The sequence below is a fragment of the Paenibacillus taichungensis genome (assembly GCF_047302525.1).
Taxonomy (GTDB): Bacteria; Bacillota; Bacilli; order Paenibacillales; family Paenibacillaceae; genus Paenibacillus; species Paenibacillus taichungensis_B.
Genome location: NZ_CP168020.1, coordinates 5894149 through 5915575 on the forward strand (window position 1 = coordinate 5894149; position 21427 = coordinate 5915575).

The following is a 21427-nucleotide window of genomic DNA, read 5'->3' on the forward strand; positions in this document are numbered from 1 at the left end:
ACGTAGTTCGCCCTAAAGCTCCCGGTTATCGTTATCTATACAATTTGAACGAATACATAAAAAAAAGAGAGCCCGAAGGCTCTCTTTGTCATCTGCCACTAAAGACTGATGGTGTTATGAATTAAGACGTTGGCTTCGTTCCACCATCATCCGGGTCATTGCTGTTTCCTTTGTCCAGATTCGGAGCTTCGTTAGGAATATCTCCGGCTGGTGGTTCAGGCGTTTCATCTTTGCCTTGGATACGGACACGGACATCACCGATGTTGTCGATGATCGCCTCTCCGCTTTCGTTTGGCGTACCTTCACCATCATTGCTGTTCTCATCTTTTGGAGTCAGGGAACCTGTCTCGATCAATTCCTTGATCTGATCCATTTCCAATGTCTCCACTTCGAGCAATGTTTGTGCGATCAGATGCATCTCTTTCGAATGTTTTACGAGCAAGTCCTTACATTTCTCGTAACAATCGTTAATGAAGCGTTGCATTTCCTGATCAATCTCATATGCGATGGAATCCGAGTAATTCTGTTCATGACCGATGTCACGGCCAAGGAATACCTGTCCTTGTGAACTTCCGAATTGCATAGGACCCAATTTCTCACTCATACCGTACTCCATAACCATACTGCGAACAATACCTGTCGCTTGTTGGAAGTCACTGTATGCGCCAGTACCAATTTCACCAATGAACAATTCTTCTGCAACACGGCCCCCGAGGAGTCCCGTTACTTTGTCCAACAGCTCCTGCTTGGTTACAAGCATACGGTCTTCTTTTGGCAACATGATTACATATCCACCCGCGCGTCCACGCGGAATAATGGTAACTTTATGTACCATATCGGCATGTTCCAGGAAGTAACCTACAATGGTGTGACCTGCTTCGTGGTAAGCAATGATACGTTTCTCACGATCACTGATGACACGGCTTTTCTTCTCCGTACCTACGATGACACGGTCAATCGCTTCGTCTACCTCACGCATGGAAATATCTCTGCGATTACGACGTGCCGCAAGCAATGCCGCTTCGTTCAAGAGATTTTCCAGATCCGCACCGGAGAAGCCTGTTGTACGCTTCGCAATAATATCCAACTTCACATCTTTGGTCATCGGTTTGTTGCGGGAATGTACTTTCAGGACAGCTTCACGGCCTCTCACGTCAGGGCGATCAACCGTAATTTGACGGTCAAAACGTCCTGGACGCAGCAAGGCAGGGTCCAGAATATCAGCACGGTTCGTTGCAGCAACGATGATAATACCTTCGTTGGCTCCGAATCCGTCCATTTCAACGAGCAACTGGTTGAGTGTTTGTTCACGTTCGTCGTGACCACCACCAAGACCAGCACCACGCTGACGTCCTACAGCATCGATCTCATCGATAAAGATGATACATGGGGCGTTTTTCTTCGCATTTTCAAACAAGTCACGTACACGAGATGCACCGACACCGACGAACATTTCAACGAAGTCAGAACCGGAAATACTGAAGAATGGTACACCCGCTTCACCAGCAACAGCACGAGCGAGCAAGGTTTTACCTGTACCCGGAGGACCTACAAGCAATACGCCTTTAGGAATCCGTGCACCTACTGCTGCGAATTTACGAGGGTCCTTGAGGAAGTCCACGACTTCAACAAGCTCCTGTTTCTCTTCGTCAGCACCCGCAACATCTTCAAACGTAACCCGCTTCTTCTCTTCGTTATAGAGACGAGCACGGCTTTTACCAAAGTTCATTACTTTACCGCCGCCGCCTTGAGCCTGATTAAACAGGAAGAAGAACAGCAGGAACATAATGATCAAAGGAATAAAGGAAGTCAGCAACGTCAACCAGATGCTGTCACCTTTCATAGGTTCCTGATGATATTGGAATTTGTTCGTTTCGCTTGCAGTTACAAGCTCACTAATTGCCTCATCCGTAGGAGGAATATACGTTGAGAAATTTTCTGATTTGGCTCCGTCAGGCGTCTCCCTGTATTGACCGGTCACGAGGTACGTCTGACCGTTGAATTGAACCGTCAATTCAGAGACGTTATTGGCCTTAATCGCCGTGCGCAACTGATCATATCTAGGATTATCGGTGGCTTCGCCGCCATTGCTGACGAACTGGACTATCCCCACCACAACTAAAAAAAGAATCAAATAAAAACCAGAATTCCGGATGAACCGATTCATCCCCTACCTCCTCTCGAGACACTTTAATTATTTTAACATAGCCCGACATAGCTTCTCAACAGAAGCCACCAACAGATATGGGCTTGGAACTAGCTTAAGCATTAGTTGCTGTAAACTTCAGGTTTCAGAATCCCGATGTAAGGGAGGTTCCGGTACTTCTCGGCATAATCCAGGCCGTAGCCAACGATGAATGCGTCCGGAATGTCAAAGCCGGTGTAATGAGCTTCAAGTTCGACTTTGCGACCTGAAGGCTTGTCAAATAGCGTAACCACACGGACGGATTCAGCACCGCGGTTCTGCAAGAGTTCAATCAGATAACTGAGCGTGAGTCCACTATCAATAATGTCCTCTACAATCAGAACCTCGCGTCCCTCAACGGATTCATCCAGATCCTTAATGATTTTAACCACGCCAGATGATTTGGTGGAAGCACCATAACTCGATACTGCCATGAAATCCATCTCAACAGGTACCGTAATGTTCTTAACCAAATCAGCCATAAATATAAACGCACCCTTGAGCACACAAATGACCAAAGGATTGCGATTTGCATATTCGGCACTTATTGTTGCGCCTAATTCCTTGATTTTACTCTGAATTTCTTCTTCACTGATCAATACTTCCTGAATGTCGTTCTGCAACTGTGCGAACCTCCTAAGTTATACATATGAAAGCCTTACCTGAACCATAACCACTACCCCTGAATCGCTGAATCGCCTACAGTCATGTACAGGATTGCGGAAGTATCCTCCCTGACAGGAGCTACACTAGACCGGCGAACACCCGGTAACCAGATGATATTGCCTGCTCCATCACATACCACGGGAACCCGTGAACGGACAGAAGGGGGAATTTTCTCATCGATGAAAATATTTTTCACCTTTTTGCTTCCGTTTAATCCCATCACTTTCATGGTATCTCCAGGTAACCTTGAACGCACAACCAGCGGCATAAGCAGTTGATCCGCATCAAATGCGGCATGATCCGCCGATTCCGGTACATGATAGTCCTCGGGACTCATCGGAACGAGCCGAACATGCCGGTCAATTTCCGTGAGAGAAAGCTCATAAGTTCCGCTCCATTGAGCAAGACGATATTCGTAAGATTGATCCTGTACGTCAGTCCGTATGCCGAAAGAGATCAGATCATACTCCCGGGTGCAGGCGAGTGTCTGTCCTATATCCAGGCTCCAGGTCGTCGCGTCAGGCTGAATAACCTTGCGGCGAATGGTCTCAATACGGGTAAAGTCGACAAAATCACTGTCCAAAGGCAGATAATTCAATATTAGTTTAATCAACCTTCGTTGTAAAGCGACATGTAACTTCAAAAAGGAAGGCACCTCAAAGGTTTGCCTTCCGCCGTTCGCCTGCACTAGACACCTGTATGCGTCATATGCACCTTGTTCCATGAAATCGTCTTCATCGCCCACAATTTCGGCAAGTCGATTCAAAGACGGCGTCAACTGTCCATTATATTGCCCCAAAAAAGGGAGCACATCCAAGCGAATGGCATTACGCCGATATTTACGCAGGGAATTGCTTTCATCATTAAAATACAGAAAACCCTGGGTATTACAAGCTTCTACAAGGTCTGTCTTGTTTATACGAAGGCATGGACGAATAAGTTCCACATTTTTTTCTCGCCGTTTAAACTTCATTCCCGCGAGTCCGGAAAGACCACTCCCACGCAGCAAATGGAGCATAACCGTCTCTGCCTGATCGTCGGCATGATGGGCCAGTGCAATGCTCGCCGCATCGTATTTAGCAGCCACTTCATGCAAAAACTCATATCGCTTATTGCGCGCGGCTTCCTGAGAACCTTGACCGGTAAGCTTCATATAAGAAGGTACATTGGCCTTTACCCATTCAAATGCAATGCCAAGCCGGTGCGCAAGTTCCTTCATCATCTCGGCTTCGTGATCTGATTCAACCCGAAAACCATGATGTACATGGGCGCAAATCAATTCAAGCGGGACATGCCTGGTACTGATCTCATGCATGATATGCAAAAAAGCTACCGAGTCCGGTCCGCCCGATACTGCGACGACAATCCGATCCCCGGGAACCCATAACTGATGCTCTTCCGCTGCATCCAGTACGTTATTCACCAGCTTGTTCCAGCGTAAAGCCTCCATACCTGTTCCTCATTCCTTACGTTATGTATATGCACTCTCACAGGTCAGAATCGCAGTGCATAGATGAGTACCCCAATAAGTAATATAACGGATACAGCAAATGCATTTTTGAGCCAACGCGGTGTTGTACTTTTGGAACGGCGACGAAGAGGAGAAGGGCGTGCCATCATCTCTTTCCAGACCTTAGCCGCGTGTCCGGCATCCTGAAATTGACCTCGTAATGCCTGAATAGTCCAGTTTCGAAAGGGGCGGAGACGTTCGCTGCGCTCCACGAGAGCTGTGAGCTGGTTCACACTTCGCAGTTGAGGTAATCCTTCTGCAGCTAGCGCTTTAAGTGCACCAGCTTCAAGTACATGAATCAGTAATAGCGCAAAAGCAAACACATCATAGGTACCATCTGCTGTTCGGCTGCCCGCATTCCAGAATCCGCGATCATACCATTCAGTGAACTGCTTGACGCTCCGGCCGATAGAAGTCACTCCGCCATAGTCGATAAGTTCTACCTGCCCATAATCCGATACGAGTACATTTTGAGGTTTGAGATCGCCAAACACCCATCCAGCCCGATGCAATTGAGCCAGCTTCTGCAATAGTCTGAGTCCAACCAGAAGTGTCCAGTCCGTTCCCTGACGCCGAATGAAGTGGTGCAGAGACTCCCCCCGAACGTAACGCATCACATAAAAGGGAATATCACGACCACGAATAGCGTAGTCATCCACATCTTTCAAATAAGAAGGAATGCCACTCTGCCGAAGGGCCTCATGATTACGCTGTAATTGAAAAGATTTGAGCACATTAATTTCCGATTGCAGATCTACTGGGTCAAATCCCATTTTAAGCGCATAATGTTTGCCATTCTCACCCCGCTGGACAAGAAAAACGATGCCGTTGGCTCCTTTGCCCAGCAGCTTCCGAATCGTATAACGGCTGCGATTCCATTTCCCTGTGATGACTGTTCCTGGCGGGAAAGAGGCGTCAGACAACGTTGTCACCGAGCATCCCTTCTCTTTCAATGCGATAGTTCCCTTCTATTTCCTGCTGTTCCTCCAGTGTACCATAACGGTAAAAATCAATCACCCTTTGAATCGCAGGACCTGTCGGCGTCGCTCCCTTCATTTGCAAACGTCCAAACAGCGAACGAACACGGCTCGCGTCAACTGTCCAATCGATGTCCATGACAGCTTCTTCTCCGCTATGTCGTCCAGGAAAATGAAAGACGGAAAGATGGCTCTGACCCATACGTGCCTGCAAGCTAAGCATTAAATCCCGAATCCCTTCCTCCACAGCAGCAAGCTTCGGCTTCATACTGGCACTTACGTCAATGAGAAGCACGACCTGAAGTGGTGTTGTCTCGGCCATATCATCCATCACTTCAACGACCTGCGCACGTTTTGCCGGTTCAAGGTCTGTTACCGTTTTCGGCTCATGCTCTCCCAGAATTTGTGTTAACTCTCTATTAACCGCCTGTTGAATGGTCTGAACCACCGTTTTTCTTGTCATCATCTGCATCGTATGGGCAAGCTGTCTGGTGCCTACGATCTGACTGATTCCACCTCCGGCTTTGGCAATATCCTCGATCTCCCGACTGCCCATCTCACCAATGGTTCCATAATCAATAACACCGACCACGTTAACGGTAATTCCCTCTTCTCGCGCTTCCGCCGCAGCCAGCACCGGACTTGTGCCTACATTGGAACAACCGTCGGTGATCAACAAGATTTGTTTCATCCGATATCCCTCCGTTTTGGGTTACTCTCCAACTCTATGACTAGCATTGCCAGAATGAAGAGACTTCAAACAGAGGAATATGCATTAACTGACGGTACGCGGACGTTCCATCCGGCTTATTCCGGGTACTCTCAATGTGGCCCACTCCGGGCGATAATGTTCTATTTTGCCTACAATTACAGTCATATCATCATAGATCTCATGTTGCTGGTAACGAATAACACTTTCAAGTAGGCAGTCTGCTACTTCCTGAGGATCATCACTATCAATTTCCTGAATGAGCCGCTTCATCCATAGTTCTTTATTGACGGCATACCCCGGTGCATCATAGATACCATCTGTCATCATAATTAAAACATCCCCTGGCTGAAGCTGTACGGTTACCAGATCTACCTCAATATCTTTGATAATTCCAATCGGCAGATTGCTTGCCGAAACCTGGATAACCTCCTGCCCTCGTTTAATAAAACTTGGAGTCGATCCGATTTTCATAAACGTGGTCTCTGCCGTATATTCATCGATCAGAGCCATATCCACTGTTGCATACATTTCTTCAGGAGAACGCAGCAACAGAACGGAATTCACCGATTTGATCGCCAGCTTCTCATCCATGCCCGACTGTAACAATTGCTCCAGTATATTTAACGCAGCACTGCTCTCCATGCGTGCCCGCTCCCCATTACCCATGCCATCGCTAAGTGCAACCGCAAAGGTACCGTTACCCAGTTCAACCGTGCTGAAGCTGTCTCCGGACATCACATCTCCCCCTTTGGCGGCAGCAGCAACACCCGTTGTTATCTCAAAAGTTTTGGCAGAGCCAAATGTGACTGTCGCCAGCCCTTGGCGAGGATCGAGCATGGTCTCATTCAAGACGGCAATATGCTCGTCCAGTACATCCGAGATCAGCGGAGCGATCATTTTCCGGCACTCGTCAAATCCGCGTGTATAGGCATGAACAATCTCAATTTCCACATTCCCCGCTTCCAGATTAATGATTTCAATAGAATGTATGGACAGACCTAACGACTCAAGTGCATCCCGAATCTGCTCCTCCTGTTGTACCATCTCCTCACTTTCCCGTTGAATTTCTTTCGCCAGGTCCTCCATCACCTGGGATACCCCTGATAATTGCTCTGCAACCAGCTGTCGACTATCTATAATCTGACGTTTCCATTGCATGTTATGTTGATGCAGACCATACTGGGCGCGCATCACTTCAAGTACCTCCTCCGGTTTCGCACATACCCTATTCCATTCCACCGGAATCTGCTTGCCTGACATCTCCGGGTTGGCTTCAATGGAACTCATCACGTCCGTCATGTATTTATAGGTTTGAATAAACTTCGCATCCCAGCATTGATCCTTCTTAAAGCAACCCGAACATGTGCCTTCGGCTACAGCATTCATGAAATGCTCCATCCCGCCTTCGTTCTGTACCGGCTCCCCCGCGCCGGACATCTGATCGAAGCTGCGCGACAACTGACGGAATACCTGAGAGAAGCGGGTAACCCGTTCTGCGGTGACATCCCGTATTCTCTTCGCATATTCATGCTGCGACTTCGTATGATCCTGCGTGCCAGGAACATATTTGGATATCGCCGTCAGCATGCTTTTTGGCGTTAACATAAACAGAACAATGGCTGCACATGTCTCCCATAAGGAATTCATGACATCTCCCGGACCACCCAGATATATGGATAGAATAGAGGAACCCAGTAGCATACCTAACGCGACCGCTGCACGTTTTCCTTCCCGGAGCATACCCGCCAGCATGCCAGCAAAAGCAAGCAGACTCATCTGATATACCGCCGACATATCGGCCAAACTCAGAATGAGACCAGTAATGACCCCAACCGAGGCTCCGAGGGGGGCTCCGCCCACCAGCGCAAAGATCAGAATGAGATACCGGGAGAGCATATGCTCTACAGACAGGGACTGGATCGTCCAGCCCACCGCCCCCGTCATTACGGAGGCCAGTAAGATGATCAGACAGAGGATCTCCTCGTTCTTTAGGTTGAATTTTTTTTTGCGATACGTGAAGATCGGTATAGCCTGTATGAAAACCAGGGTGAGCACGAAGCTGAGTATAGAGTCCATCGTGAGCATCAGCATGGCGTACCAACTGAACGATGGCCCAATGACGACAGCGAATAACTTGACCATAAAAGTAGTCGTAAACACCATCGTTGGCGCATAAGATAATTCAGCGCGGTCATAAGATTCCAGTCCTCTGAACAACAGATAGAAGATGGCGATCTCCGAAGCAACAATCAGCGGTACTGGGAACGGGGCGAAGAGACTTCCTGCGAGCAACGCAGCCCCTACCGGAATAATGTAATCCCTGCGCATGAAAGCAATAACCGCAAAGTAAGCAATCGCAAAGGGCGATAATTCATTCAGAATCATAGCCTTGCCCAGCAAAAATCCCATAAAGGTGAGAAGCAGCACCCATTTACGTGCAGCAACGATCTGGACGGCCTTGCGGGAGCTAATCCACTGTTTGAGACGTACCGACAGCTCCTCCCGAGCTTCTGTACCTCCTTTACCAGCTTTCATTCCCGGAAATTGAATGACATTCCACTTTTCCATCATCCTCAAGGCACCCCATTCGATTAATTTAATTTTCGTGTTTCGTTCTCGATGGTTCTGATTATAGATAGAATAGAAGACGTAGTTTGTCACAATTGGTGGGTAGGGTCCAAAAACTTTACGACAAAAGAAACAGACGCGGCGCGGTGGTGCGGAACCCCCGGCCTTATTGTGGTTTCATCCATTTGCCACGACCCTTGCCGACAAGACACTTGTCTGATTTTGAACCGGACGCGCTTCGTCATCGCCACGATTTGAGCAGGATACCTGTGGAATGCCACGGAAACCTGTCGGTAAAAAATGGTAGACGACAAATGTTCTTATGTACTTTTTTTCCTGTGCAGAAAAACTGGGGATATGGAGCTTCACTTTACAAAAACGGCTATGAATCCGGTTAAATGTCTATATCTGAATGGTTAAACTCCAAAATTAAAAACAAACGCAAAAAAACCGCCAGCCCCAAGGCTAACGGTTTTTCTTATATTTTAAATCAGGTTGAACCAGATTACACGCGTTTGGCTCCACGGCCACCACGTTTGCCTTCTGTGTTCTTCTTCAGCGAAGAGATCCGTTCTTCGCTATCTTTCAGGAAGCGTGACATTTTATCCTCAAATGAAGGTTTGCCTGCTGCGGGCTTGAAAGAACGGCCTCCGCGGTCACGGTTAAAACCACCACCACCACCGCCGCCACGGCCTTGGCCACCACTTGGGCCTCCACCGCTGAATCGTTCGCGATCTCCTCCACTGCGTTCCGGTCTAGGAGCTCTTGGGGGTCTGGACTGTGTTTGTTGCTCAACCGGTTTGTCAACAGCTTGCTTAATGGAAAGCCCAATCTTGCCATCCTTGTCAACGTTGATGACCTTAACGGTAACGAGGTCATTAAGCTTCAGGTGGTCGTTGACATCTTTGACATAATTGTCGGCGATTTCCGAGATGTGAACGAGACCCGTGACACCTCCTGACAGATCCACAAATGCTCCAAAATGCGTGATGCCTGTCACCTTGCCCTCTAACTTGGTGCCCACTTCAATTGCCATAGAATAAAATGATCCTCCCTTAAAAATATACAACCCGATTTTTTTGAATGCCAAAATCAATGCTGTGCTAATTTAATTATACCTTATGCCGCAAACCAAGGTCAACTAAGCACTACCCCCTAAGGTAGCCTATTTTTTCCGGTATAACGGCTTCAGACATATAGATAACAATCCTTGCTCGATAATGAGCCAAATTACATCAGTTCCCTGACTCTTCAACCTGAATTGGTGTTTCCTCAGGCAGATAGTATCCTTTTTTTCGAGCCAGCTGTCCTATGTATTCGGGATCCTTCAACCGACTGACTTCGTACTTCAATTGATCCAGCTTCTTCAACGTCTCTTCCTTTGAAGATTGCTGGGCAGCCAGATGAGAACTCTTGTCCGAAATTTGCGCAGTCTGCACAAGGAACGTATATCCTGCCCAAATGATAAACACAACCATAAAGGTCATCCATAGCATGAGACGCCTTTTGGCACCTGCAGATTTTCCTTGGCCTGCTGGAGCTTTTGATTTGCTCATAGGTGTTTTACCCATTATCGGACCTCCTTAAAACCAGCGTTTCCACATTGCTGCGATACTTGAACCCGCACGGATCAGGAAGCGTGGCGTAACCCAATGTTTCAGGATTGGCCTAAACATCCAGCGGAACAACTTACCGAAAGGTACCAAACATTGCAGCACCAGCTTACCCAGGAATAACAGTATGGCGAGTACGAAACCAAATAATACGCGCACTAGCTTGTAAAGTCCTTTAGCGGGCATAACGATCAGGATGTTAAGGATATGTCCACACCAATGAATCAGCGTTCTTGCGAGTTTAATTAACATTACCACAAAACGCTGGGTTGTAACACTTAAAAGCCAAAAATAGAAGCAAACCCCTATAATCAGCCCCAAAAAGACATAAAACCGCAGCTGTCCGTGGTTCCCGGCGTACAGCATCCGGAAGACGAACAGCGCGGAAGCGACCCAATACAACAGATCTAGCGTGTGGACGCTCCATCTCGGGAACCGCAGCTGACCGGACAGTACCCGGTAACTGTCGTAGGCCATCCCCATCACGGCTCCCGACATCAGCATCCACATCAATGTGATCCATTGAGTATCCGGACTCATCGGAACATCTTGCCGAACAGGCCTTTACCGTTTTTGGACTGAGAACCGGGGTCCAGATATTGAAGAGAACTGACAGTGCCCTCGATGGATAACAAACCGTCCTCCAGGCTCAGGTTTTTGATATGTAAATTGTGCCCCCGGATGGTCAGATGCCCAAGTTCAGTTTGCAGCAAAAATTCCTCACTGTCGAAGCTCTCCACATTGGAGACACCCGTCAGATCCAGCAGTTTCCGATTCTGCATGCTCAGATGATGCTGTTTCGTCTTACTTTGCTCAACCATGGCATGTACCCCTCCTTCTTAACCCTAGCTTATGGATCAGAAGTGCAGAATAGAACCAAGGTTGGATGAAAGCGAATGTCCAGATAACGGTTGAACACAAAAACGCCCTTCCCTATATGGGAAAGGCGTTTCTCTTCATTTTGCAATGAATGTGTAGAAAAGTATATCAGGCATCCCTGTTACCAGTTCAGACCGTTATCCTTGGCGATCGGCTCTTCCTTAACCAAGGTGTAGAGGCTGCTCGCCTCATCCTTCTTGGTACTCTCGGCAAGACGCTCCACCTTCACGGTGACCAGCTTTTGACCGAACTGAACCGTAAGCTCATCGCCCACTTTGACAGCGGCGCTTGGCTTCGCTTCACGTCCGTTCACCAGCACACGTCCCTGTTCGGAAACGTCCTTGGCTACGGTGCGGCGTTTGATCAGCCGGGAGACCTTCAGGAATTTATCAAGACGCATTATTTTACGGCTTCTTTAAGTTTGTTGCCTGCTTTGAACGCAGGAACGGTGGACTCAGGAATCACGATTTCATTCCCTGTTTGCGGGTTACGTCCGGTACGACCGGAACGTTTGCGGGTCTCAAAAGTGCCAAAGCCGATCAGTTGTACTTTGTCTCCGCTGGCAAGTGCATCTGTAATTTCTCCCAAAAAGCCGTTCAATACGGACTCAACGTCTTTTTTAGTCAAACCGCTTTTGGTGGAAATGTTGTTAATCAGATCTGTTTTGTTCATTTTTAAAAGCCTCCCAAATTGAAAAAAAAGTATCTGCGAATCCGTGACAACAGATCTGCTGCTGGCTCCGCGCAAGGTTACTACACATGTATTCTGGCTTGGCATCTGAAATCCTGCCTCGGTCTTCGACTTTTTTTCACTTTTTGTCGGTCCTGCCCAAGAACAGTCTAAGTCCAGTACCCGAAACACCTCTCCGTTAATCACACGGTTTCTCGTGCAACCCGCCCGAGATGCTTCGACGACACGATACGCATGATGCACCTATGTGAATGATATCGGATCAGCGACCAAAATGCCAGGACCCTTTACAATCCAGTCTTCTTCGCTGCCTGCCAGTATTGCTCCATTTCATCGACATTACTGTCTGACGGAGTTCTTCCCTGTTCACGCAGACGCTCTTCGATATACTGGAAACGCTGAATGAATTTCCGATTGGTGGCGGCAAGCGCCTCCTCTGGATCTGTATCAATAAATCTCGCTACATTGGCAGCTGCAAACAATAAATCGCCCAGTTCCAGCTTCCGTTCTTCCGCAGACTGGTTATGCTGCACCGCTTCTTTTAGCTCTGCCAGTTCTTCCTCAATCTTGGCAAAGACACCATTCACGTCATCCCAATCGAAGCCAACTTTGGCCGCTTTTTTCTGTAATTTATACCCCTTCATCAAGGCAGGCAAGTCACGGGGAATACCGTCCAGCACAGAAATCTGCTGCAGATCCTGTCCCTTGCGCTTTTTCTCCTCTGCCTTCATCTGTTCCCAGTTTTGCAACGCTTCATTCGCGTTCTCTGCCTGTTGTTCGCCGAATACGTGCGGATGACGGAAAATCAGCTTGTCGTTCAGTCCTTCGATAACGTCGTACACGTTAAACGTGCCAACCTCTTCTTCCATCTGGGAGTGCAACAAAATCTGCAACAGGAGATCACCCAGCTCTTCCTTCATGTGATCAGGATCATCTTCGTCAATCGTTTCAATGACTTCATAGGTTTCCTCAATCAGGTTTTTGCGAATCGACTGGTGGGTCTGCTCCTGATCCCATGGACAGCCGCCTGGACTGCGAAGGATATTCACGATTTCATGCAGTCGTGCGAAGGAGCGCCGACGAAGCGCGACATCCGTATTTTTCGGCACATATATCAATGAGAGATTACCGTACCCTTCAATCCGGTCCAGATCATGCAGCGGCACCTTGTGTATGATCTCCTGTCCCTGTACACCCAAGGCATGTCCGACAAATACCGGATAATCATCAGGGTAAACGTCCATCAGGCACAGTTTTACGTCAGAAGCGGTAAACACATCATATACTTGTCCAATCAAGGTATGAAGCTGCGGTTGCACCAGTTCCGTATTCAGACTGCTGGCATCGAGAAGCTGAAAACCTTCAATAGGATCGAATCCAAGACGAATAAACGCTTCATCCAGAAAGCTTTCCCCACCCATAACGCGCAGCGAAATGCCCATTTGTGGGCAGCGCTCCTTCAACAGGCGTACGCTCGCTTCAGCGACCATGGGATGCCCTGGCACGGCATAAACGATCTCAGTACCCGGCTCGCCCTTGCGTGCGGCCTCAATCAGTCGATCTGCAATTTCGTCGTACACTTCCGGAAAAGAATCCTTCGCCTCATAGATGGCATCGAAGGATGTCATCTCCAACCCTTCCTGCTTGAGATCATTCAATACGGGATGATCCATTGTGCGTACATACAGCGTCGCTGCATGTTTCATTTTTTTGATGATTCCTACCGTCAGCTGATCTGCATCTCCAGATCCAAGACCGACTACTGTCAAAGCTGCACTCATCTTTATAAACCTCCATCCGAACTATCCCGTTCCGACTCCCCATCCTTGGTCAACCAATCTTGGATGGGTCATACATAGTACAGAACAGGGCTCTATAATTACACGTATTATACCAGAATTAGACGTTATGCTATAATTGCATTTGCATATGACACGGTGTGACTCATTCAACCTCCGCTGCTCCGCTTTAGAATGCGAGAGCCGGGGTGAATGGACGGCGTGGCGCTAAGTGTAGCAGCGCAACACGAGGGTTAGCGCAGCACACGCAGTCTGCGCAGCAGCTTGGCCAGCAGCGGCCCCAGCTTGGGCACGGCCGCCAGCTCTGCGGCGGTCAACAGCCCCGTCCGGGCCGCGGCCAGCAAGAACACGGCCGAGCCTGCGGCTATGCCAAGCAGGCTCACGCCCATCGCGGCCAGCCGGCGATCGGCCGCGATACCGATGCCGCCGAGCACTGCTTCGGCGGCCCAGGCCGTGCCTGCCGCCGCCAGGCTCATGGCGGCGATCACCAGCGCCGGCTTCGCCAGGACGGCGCCGGGGGCCGGGCGCAGGGCGACAAGCCGCGCCAGCAGCGCCACATTCAGGCCAGCCGCCAGCATGTAGGCGACTGCGCCTGCCAGGGCCGCGCCGCTGATGCCCAGCGCCGGCACAAGCATGACGTTCAGCAGCGCCTTGATGCCTGCGGCGGCCAGCATGCTGAACGCGGGCGCGCGCACGGCGCCGAGGCCTTGCAGCAGCGCCGCCGCGATAATGCTGACTGTGCTGCCCGCAGCTGTCAGCGCCATGTACCGCAGGGCTTCGGTGCCTGCGGCATCCCCGTACAGCATGCGGTTAATCGGCTCTGCCAGCACCGCTAGACCCGCGGATGCCGCCAGGCCGATCAACCAGAACCAGCGCAGCGCAAGGCCTGCTTGCTGCCTCACGGCTTCTGGCCCGCCTTTCAGCCGGGCTTCGGCCATCGCCGGAATAAAGAGCACAGACAGCGACGTGGCAAGCATCGTCACCAACTGAACCAGCGGCAAGCCCCGGTTGTAAATTCCGAAGGACACCATAGATTGGAGCTCATCCAACCCTTCTCGTCTTAGCAGTCGGGGTACCGTAAAGGTATCCACCAAATTCATCAATGGCACAGCCAGTGATCCGAGACAAACCGGAATGGCATAGATCAGTAGCGTCCGCATCCACTCACCGTTGGATCGCCGCTCCTCAGACAGAAGGCTGCTCCCCCCGCTTCGGTGTTCTTTGGTTTTCTCCAGTTGCCCAGCTGTCTCAGTACTTTTCATAACAGCGAGCCTTTCCCCATTTTTCCGTCGATGATGGTACACATACCCAAGCATCGTAACTAACCCGGCAAACCCACCTGCCACTGAGCCAATCATGGCTCCAGCTGCAATGGTCTCCAATGAAGCGTCACGCACCATGAGCCACAACAATAGAACAATCATCACCGTGACCCGAACAGTCTGCTCTACCACTTGGGATACCGCCGTAGGCACCATTTGCTGCAACCCCTGAAAATATCCGCGCAATCCTGTCATCACCGGTACAAACAACAATGCCATTGAAGCTGTCCGAATGGACGGTACGACACTTCCGTTTCCAATCAGATCTCCAATAAGCGGTGCACCTATATACATCAATAAGGCCAGCGCCAGTCCAATCCCACTGAGCAGCATCGAAGATAAGCGTATAATCCGTTTACCCTCCTCCGGTCGGCCCAGAGCATTCTGCTCGGCTACGAATTTGGATACAGCCACAGGCAGCCCGGCAGCAGCAACGGTAATGATGAGCATATAGAACGGGTACACCGTATTATAGATGCCAAAAACACCGTCTCCCCCAAGATTCTGTAGCGGAATCTTCTGAAAAGCACCAATGATTTTGGATATAATGGCGGCAAGCCCAAGCACAAATGCGCCCTGAAGCAATCTTGAGCCTGTAGACAACTGTTTCATATGTCCCTCCTGCGTATTGTCCATGCATTTATTCCTTCAAAGTATACCTAGCTATTATACCTGTCCAAAGGCGCACAGACTAACCCTTCAAGGTTTCCTACCCTTCAGGACATCATCCAAACTGTCTACAGCTTCCCTAAAATGCAAAAACTCCTGTATGCCCTCAGGGCACCAGGAGTTGATCTGCTATTTATTGCTCCATCTGTTTGCCAAGGAACCCGGCAGCCGTCTCGGACATTTTAATTTCCATCTGAGACATCTTCACCGATTCATCCTTGTTGAAAAGAATAACCGTTCCGATGGGGTCACCACCTGAAATGATCGGGGCAATAACAAAAGACGATAACGTCTCGTCATGATCTTTGCTAAGCTCATAAGAACCATTGTTGGTCTCCAAAATCGTCTTCCGGTTTTCCATACAACTCTCCAGCAGTGGACCTACCTGCTTGTCCAGATACTCTTTCTTGGAGCCACCTGCCACCGTAATAATCGTATCACGGTCAGAGATCATCGTTACATGGCCTGTACTTTCATACAGCGATTCTGCATATTCTTTGGCAAAATCACCAAGTTCGCCAATCGGCGAGTATTTTTTAAGAATAACCTCTCCATCGCGGTCCACAAAAATCTCAAGTGGATCGCCTTCACGGATACGTAACGTACGGCGGATTTCTTTCGGAATGACCACTCGACCGAGGTCATCTATACGGCGGACAATACCAGTAGCTTTCATTTCACATGTTGCCCCACTTTCTCGAGAAGATTTTTCAACTACTGTTCCTTAATGGGTAGAGGAAAGTCCCAGAACGTTTAGTGTGATATCTTGACCATAGTATTCATCTGTTCCCATTTCCTTATACATACTTTGGAGAATATAGTTGTGTAAACTTCCATAGAAAGCGACCATGTACCCACTTTGCTCCATAGATACAAGGAAAAGCAAGAGGGAGGCCATAAGTCCCCCCCTTGCTTTCTGTATGGTTGTCCATATTCGAACCGTTCAGTGTATCACCCAGACAAACGTATTTGCTGAATGTATACACTCGCTATCTTACTTACCGCTTGTATCTGTACCTTCACCTGTTGTTGTATCCTTGTCGGTTCCAGTTGTTCCTTGATCCGTTTTGGTATCTGTACCCGCATCGGTTTTTTCGCCCTCAGTACCTGTTTCCGTTCCTGTACCGGTTGTACCTTCAGTCGTGCCTTCTTCAGCCTTGTCTGTTTTCGGCAGGTTTACTTCTTTTACGATTTTGTCCAGTTCGCTTGTCATGAATGTGTCAATCTCAGCAGCGGCCAATTGGCTTTTGAGTGTTTCTTTTTGTTCAGCAGTCAATTTTGTGTAGTCCGCTTCTGTACGTTTCTCTACTTTCATGACGTGATAACCATATTCAGTCTCTACAGGATCACTGATTTTGTTCAATGGCAGCGTTTTTGCCGCTTCCTTGAACGCATCTACCCAGCTGGCTACAGGTGTGTCTTCATACAAGCCGCCGTTTTCTGCAGAACCTGTATCTTCGGAGTATTTCTTCGCAATTTCAGCAAAGTCTGCTCCACCATCCAGTTTGGCTTTCACTTCTTTCGCAAGTTTCAAAGCATCTTCTTTTTTACGCTCTTTTTGCGTTTTTGGATCAGTAAAGTTGATCAGTACGTGACGAACAGACGCTGTTGTGAACTGATCTTTATTTTTCTCAAATTCAGCTTTAATCGCATCTTCAGTAACGCCAGTTTCTTTGTCCTTGATTACGGTCATGATGCGAGTCATGTAATCCTTGATGTTCTGGTCTGTAAGATTCTGAGCTTTCAGCATCTCAGTCCATTGGTCAGCTTGAACAGAAGCTTTCATTTTGTCGAATTGCTCTGTCGCTGTTTTGGCACCCTCGGTTTTGGCTGCATCACTTGCTTTTCCACTCAAATATTCATATGCAACTTCCTGTTTCACCAGGTATTCCTTGAAATCATCCATATCCATCATTTGTGCATATTCCGGATAGAGGAATTTCATGACCCGTTGCTCCATATCAAATTCATTGGCTGTAATTGTACCACCATCATACGTAGCGACTACAGCACTTGTATCCTTTGTTTCCGGTGTTTTTGCTTCTTCCTTCTTGCCACATGCAGCAAGCAGTGATAAGGACAGTACTGCTACCATACTCACAGACAGTACTTTCCCTACTTTTTTATACTTTGCTAACATCCTTTAGTTCCCCCTTTGATTTAAAAGCACTTTTCATGGACTCCAGAAATTTTTCTACCAGCTCCATCAGTTGCTTGTCCCCAAGCCCTTTGCCCTTGACATGAATAAGCATATGGGGTCCTTGTTCAAATTGTACACGTCTTTCGAACTGATTTCCAATGTGTGCGATTTTTGAGAGTTCAAATGCATGTTCTCGGCCTTCGTAGAACTTCACTGTAAGATCATCTCCGCGTTGGGAGATTGATTCAATACCGTAGATCTTTCCATAGACTTTAAGTCTGGCCACCGCCAGCAGATTGATCACGGCTTCCGGAAGATCACCGAATCGGTCAACCAATTCGTCTTCCAGTTCCATTGCATCGTCGAAGGAGGCAATAACCGCCACTTTTTTATAAATTTCAATCTTCTGAATACTGTCATAAATATAATCAGACGGCAAGTACGCATCGATACTGAGATCCAGTGTTGTGTTCCACTGGTCGGATGGCACCGGCGCTTCGCCAAGCATCGTAACTTTGCGTTTGTTAATTTCCTCTGCCAGCATCTGAGAATACAAATCGAATCCGACAGACGCAATAAAGCCGTGCTGTTCAGCTCCGAGCAGATTCCCCGCTCCGCGGATCGACAAATCGCGCATCGCGATCTTGAATCCCGAACCTAGTTCGGTGAATTCCTTGATCGATTGCAGACGTTTCTCAGCGACTTCAGTCAGCACTTTGTCCCGTTGGTACGTGAAATAGGCATACGCAATCCGGTTGGAACGACCCACCCGTCCACGCAGCTGATACAGCTGGGAAAGTCCCATTTTGTCCGCGTCATGCACAATCAGGGTGTTAACGTTTGGAATATCCACCCCGGTCTCAATGATGCTTGTGCTGACGAGTACGTCATATTCACCATCCAGGAAGTCCAGAATGGTCTTCTCCAGCTCCGTTTCCGACATCTGGCCATGCCCCACACCAACCTTGGCTTCAGGCACCAATTCGGAAATTTCGGCAGCCATCTCCTGGATTCCCTGCACACGATTATACAAGTAGTAGACCTGACCGCCACGAGCCAATTCACGTTCAATCGCTTCGCGAACAAGCGCCTGACTGTGTTCAACAACATACGTCTGTACCGGAAAACGATTTTCTGGCGGTGTCTCGATAACAGACAGATCCCGAACACCCAGCATGGACATGTGAAGGGTACGCGGAATCGGCGTCGCTGTCAGTGTCAGCACGTCCACGTTTGTTTTGAGCTTTTTCAGTTTCTCCTTGTGCGTTACACCAAAGCGCTGCTCTTCATCTACAATTAACAGGCCAAGATCCTTAAAGACTAGATCCTGTGACAATAACCGATGGGTACCGATGACGATATCGACGGTGCCTGCCTTAATGCCTTTGGCTGTCTCGTTCTGTTCTTTACGTGAACGGAATCGGCTAAGTACATGAATGTTGAATGGATAACCGGAGAAACGCTCACGGAACGTTTCATAATGCTGCTGTGCCAAAATGGTTGTAGGGACTAACACAGCAACCTGTTTCCCCTCAATAGCAGCCTTAAATGCAGCTCGAATCGCAACCTCGGTTTTGCCGTAACCGACATCTCCACACAATAAACGGTCCATCGGACGATTTTGTTCCATATCCTTTTTGATTTCTTCGATTGCACGCACCTGATCACGTGTCTCATCATAAGGGAACATGTCCTCGAACTCCTGCTGTTCCGCAGAGTCTTTGTCAAAGCCAAAACCTTTTGACGTCTGGCGTTCCGCATAAAGCTTGATTAGATCATCAGCAATATCCTGTACAGATGTGCGGACTTTGTTTTTAACCCGTGTCCACTCATTGCCGCCCAGCTTATATATTTTCGGCTCTTTCTCTTCCGAACCGACATATTTCTGAATCAGATCAATCTGCTCAATCGGTACAGACAGTTTGTCTCCACCTGCATAGAGAATATGCATGTAGTCCTTGTGAATACCGCCAACCTCAAGTGTGCCGATCCCTAGATACTTACCAATCCCGTGATTCTGGTGAACGACATAATCGCCCACTTTCAGCTCACTATAGGATTTAATTCGTTCAGCATTGTCCACATTGCGAATCGGTTTGCGTACTTTGCGCTGCTTCTGTGAGAACATCTCGCCTTCGGTAACGACAGCCAGATGGATGGATGGCATTTCAAATCCGGTTTGCAAGTTGCCAATAAGCATCTTCGGCTCAGGGATATCATAATCCATGAGTACCCGGCGCATTCGATCAAGTCTTTCCTCACCGTTAGCCAGCATCAGCACCTGAACTCCGGCTTTCTGCCAGCGCTCCATCTCTGCTTTGAGCACGTTCATCTGACCATGAAAGTCCTGCATTCCACGGCTGATAAAGTTGAGGATATTTTGCGGCTGAGTATGAGGAACCTGACGCAAAAAGATGGACATAAACAGCGTCTGGAATGGACGTTCATAGATCAGATCATCCCCATCGGCTGACAGATGCAGGTCTGGAAGTGTCTTCCCGTTTTGCATCAAATGCAGATTCCACTCCGACTCATCCCGGTCAAGCTGTTTCGACGTCTCTGCGAGCCTTGCTGGCTCGTCGAGTACAAGCAACGTATCTTCTGGCATGTAGTCGTAGATCGTCTTGTTTTCCGGATAGAGCGGTGAAATATATTTATACATTTCGGAGAAATAAACATGCTCCCGCAGAAGTTCGATCTCGCGATGAATTTCTTCTCGCAGACGCAGCTTCGCCTGCCGGTCCGTCATTTTCTCCAACTGTTGGTCAAGCAAAATAACGGCTGCATCCGCAGCCTTCTCCATACGTTCGCGATCTGCAATTAACTCTTTGCACGGCAGTACCGTCACTTCGTCAATTCGTTCAATGGAACGCTGGTCTGCAGGATCAAATGTCCGGATGGAATCGATCTCATCGTCGAATAATTCCACACGATACGCAATGGACGACGTGACTGGGTAGAAATCAATAATTCCTCCACGTACACTCATCTCGCCGCGTGATTCTACACGCTCTACACGTTCATATCCGAGCTTCACCATCTCCAGCAGGAATGCATCCAACTCGAGCGTATTGCCTTGTTTAATTGTAATCTGAGCATTAGCCATCACTTCTGGAAGTGGAACATAGCGCCGTACCCCGGAAAATGGGATAACAACAACGCCCCTGAATCCCTGGGCGCAACGGACCAACACATCAATACGCTGACCCAATGTTTCCGGACTGGAAACAGCAGCTTCAGCGGCAACAAGTTCGTTGGCAGGATAGAGCAGCACCTGATCTGGTGAAAGCGCTTCCTGTAAATCTTCTGCGATTTTTTGAGCTGAAAACATATTATGTGTCACAACGAGCAGGGGTCTGTTCATTTCCTGATGTAGGGCAGCCAGCATAATCTGACGCGCCGAACCGGATAAGCCCGAAACCAATTGCTCCTTCATACCGGATGTAATTCCGGCCGTAATGGACCCGAAGTCCGGATCTTTGGAAAAAGCCTGTATAAGTGCTTGTAACAAAAGGGGCACCTCTCTTATAACTTACTTGAGTATCTCACGCCTACGCGCAGGTTCACCACATTAAAAATTGGATACAAATTCCTTTTTGTCCTGTTTCATCATAAAGGATTAATCGCTACTTTGCCACATCCGTTTGATGTGGCTGGGGGCTAATTTGGATATAGTCTGGTTTCATCCCAACTGAAA

17 protein-coding genes are annotated in these 21427 nt (G+C 48.5%); all 17 read right to left on the bottom strand.

Going from position 1 to position 21427, the window contains the following annotated elements; translation table 11 throughout:
• Window positions 1-121: 121 nt before the first annotated feature.
• Entirely contained in the window at window positions 122-2167 is a 2046-nt protein-coding gene (gene ftsH / locus ACDJ58_RS26830; RefSeq protein WP_413373830.1) for an ATP-dependent zinc metalloprotease FtsH, read from the bottom strand.
• Between the two features lie 101 nt (window positions 2168-2268).
• A complete protein-coding gene (gene hpt / locus ACDJ58_RS26835) occupies window positions 2269-2808 on the bottom strand; it encodes a hypoxanthine phosphoribosyltransferase (protein WP_024633729.1) in 540 nt (179 codons plus the stop codon).
• A 53-nt stretch (window positions 2809-2861) separates the two neighbouring features.
• Window positions 2862-4301, bottom strand: coding sequence for a tRNA lysidine(34) synthetase TilS (gene tilS, locus ACDJ58_RS26840; protein WP_413373832.1), 1440 nt, complete (start codon window positions 4299-4301; stop codon window positions 2862-2864).
• Window positions 4302-4345: 44 nt separating this feature from the next.
• Window positions 4346-5293 carry a serine/threonine protein kinase gene (locus ACDJ58_RS26845; RefSeq protein WP_413373833.1) on the bottom strand — a complete coding sequence of 316 codons (948 nt, stop codon included), beginning with the start codon at window positions 5291-5293 and terminating at the stop codon, window positions 4346-4348.
• Window positions 5277-6029, bottom strand: coding sequence for a hypothetical protein (locus tag ACDJ58_RS26850; RefSeq protein WP_413373834.1), 753 nt, complete (start codon window positions 6027-6029; stop codon window positions 5277-5279). The genes ACDJ58_RS26845 and ACDJ58_RS26850 overlap by 17 nt, the downstream gene beginning before the upstream one ends.
• Window positions 6030-6113: 84 nt before the next feature.
• Window positions 6114-8621: a stage II sporulation protein E gene (gene spoIIE, locus ACDJ58_RS26855; protein ID WP_413373835.1), complete on the bottom strand. Its 2508-nt coding sequence runs from the start codon at window positions 8619-8621 to the stop codon at window positions 6114-6116.
• A 502-nt stretch (window positions 8622-9123) separates the two neighbouring features.
• Window positions 9124-9654, bottom strand: a complete 531-nt coding sequence (locus ACDJ58_RS26860) for a S1 domain-containing RNA-binding protein (RefSeq protein ID WP_053778917.1) — start codon at window positions 9652-9654, stop codon at window positions 9124-9126.
• A gap of 199 nt (window positions 9655-9853) precedes the next feature.
• Entirely contained in the window at window positions 9854-10189 is a 336-nt protein-coding gene (locus ACDJ58_RS26865; RefSeq protein WP_413373836.1) for an FtsB family cell division protein, read from the bottom strand.
• A gap of 12 nt (window positions 10190-10201) precedes the next feature.
• On the bottom strand, window positions 10202-10771 hold the full coding sequence (yabQ, locus tag ACDJ58_RS26870) for a spore cortex biosynthesis protein YabQ (RefSeq protein WP_024633722.1): 570 nt from the start codon (window positions 10769-10771) through the stop codon (window positions 10202-10204).
• Window positions 10768-11052, bottom strand: coding sequence for a sporulation protein YabP (gene yabP / locus ACDJ58_RS26875; protein ID WP_053778920.1), 285 nt, complete (start codon window positions 11050-11052; stop codon window positions 10768-10770). Before yabP ends, yabQ begins: the two co-directional genes overlap by 4 nt.
• A 179-nt stretch (window positions 11053-11231) precedes the next feature.
• Window positions 11232-11510, bottom strand: coding sequence for an RNA-binding S4 domain-containing protein (locus ACDJ58_RS26880; protein ID WP_024633720.1), 279 nt, complete (start codon window positions 11508-11510; stop codon window positions 11232-11234).
• Window positions 11510-11782: an HU family DNA-binding protein gene (locus tag ACDJ58_RS26885; RefSeq protein WP_017691362.1), complete on the bottom strand. Its 273-nt coding sequence runs from the start codon at window positions 11780-11782 to the stop codon at window positions 11510-11512. Before ACDJ58_RS26885 ends, ACDJ58_RS26880 begins: the two co-directional genes overlap by 1 nt.
• Window positions 11783-12087: 305 nt before the next feature.
• On the bottom strand, window positions 12088-13581 hold the full coding sequence (gene mazG / locus ACDJ58_RS26890) for a nucleoside triphosphate pyrophosphohydrolase (protein WP_413373837.1): 1494 nt from the start codon (window positions 13579-13581) through the stop codon (window positions 12088-12090).
• Window positions 13582-13832: 251 nt separating this feature from the next.
• Window positions 13833-15533 carry a putative polysaccharide biosynthesis protein gene (locus ACDJ58_RS26895; RefSeq protein WP_413373838.1) on the bottom strand — a complete coding sequence of 567 codons (1701 nt, stop codon included), beginning with the start codon at window positions 15531-15533 and terminating at the stop codon, window positions 13833-13835.
• 190 nt (window positions 15534-15723) lie between these two features.
• Window positions 15724-16266, bottom strand: coding sequence for a stage V sporulation protein T (gene spoVT / locus ACDJ58_RS26900; protein WP_024633717.1), 543 nt, complete (start codon window positions 16264-16266; stop codon window positions 15724-15726).
• A gap of 318 nt (window positions 16267-16584) precedes the next feature.
• Window positions 16585-17730 (bottom strand): peptidylprolyl isomerase, encoded by a 1146-nt coding sequence (locus ACDJ58_RS26905; protein WP_413373839.1) that lies wholly within the window; start codon window positions 17728-17730, stop codon window positions 16585-16587.
• A complete protein-coding gene (gene mfd, locus ACDJ58_RS26910) occupies window positions 17714-21241 on the bottom strand; it encodes a transcription-repair coupling factor (RefSeq protein WP_413373840.1) in 3528 nt (1175 codons plus the stop codon). Before mfd ends, ACDJ58_RS26905 begins: the two co-directional genes overlap by 17 nt.
• Window positions 21242-21427 lie beyond the last annotated feature (186 nt).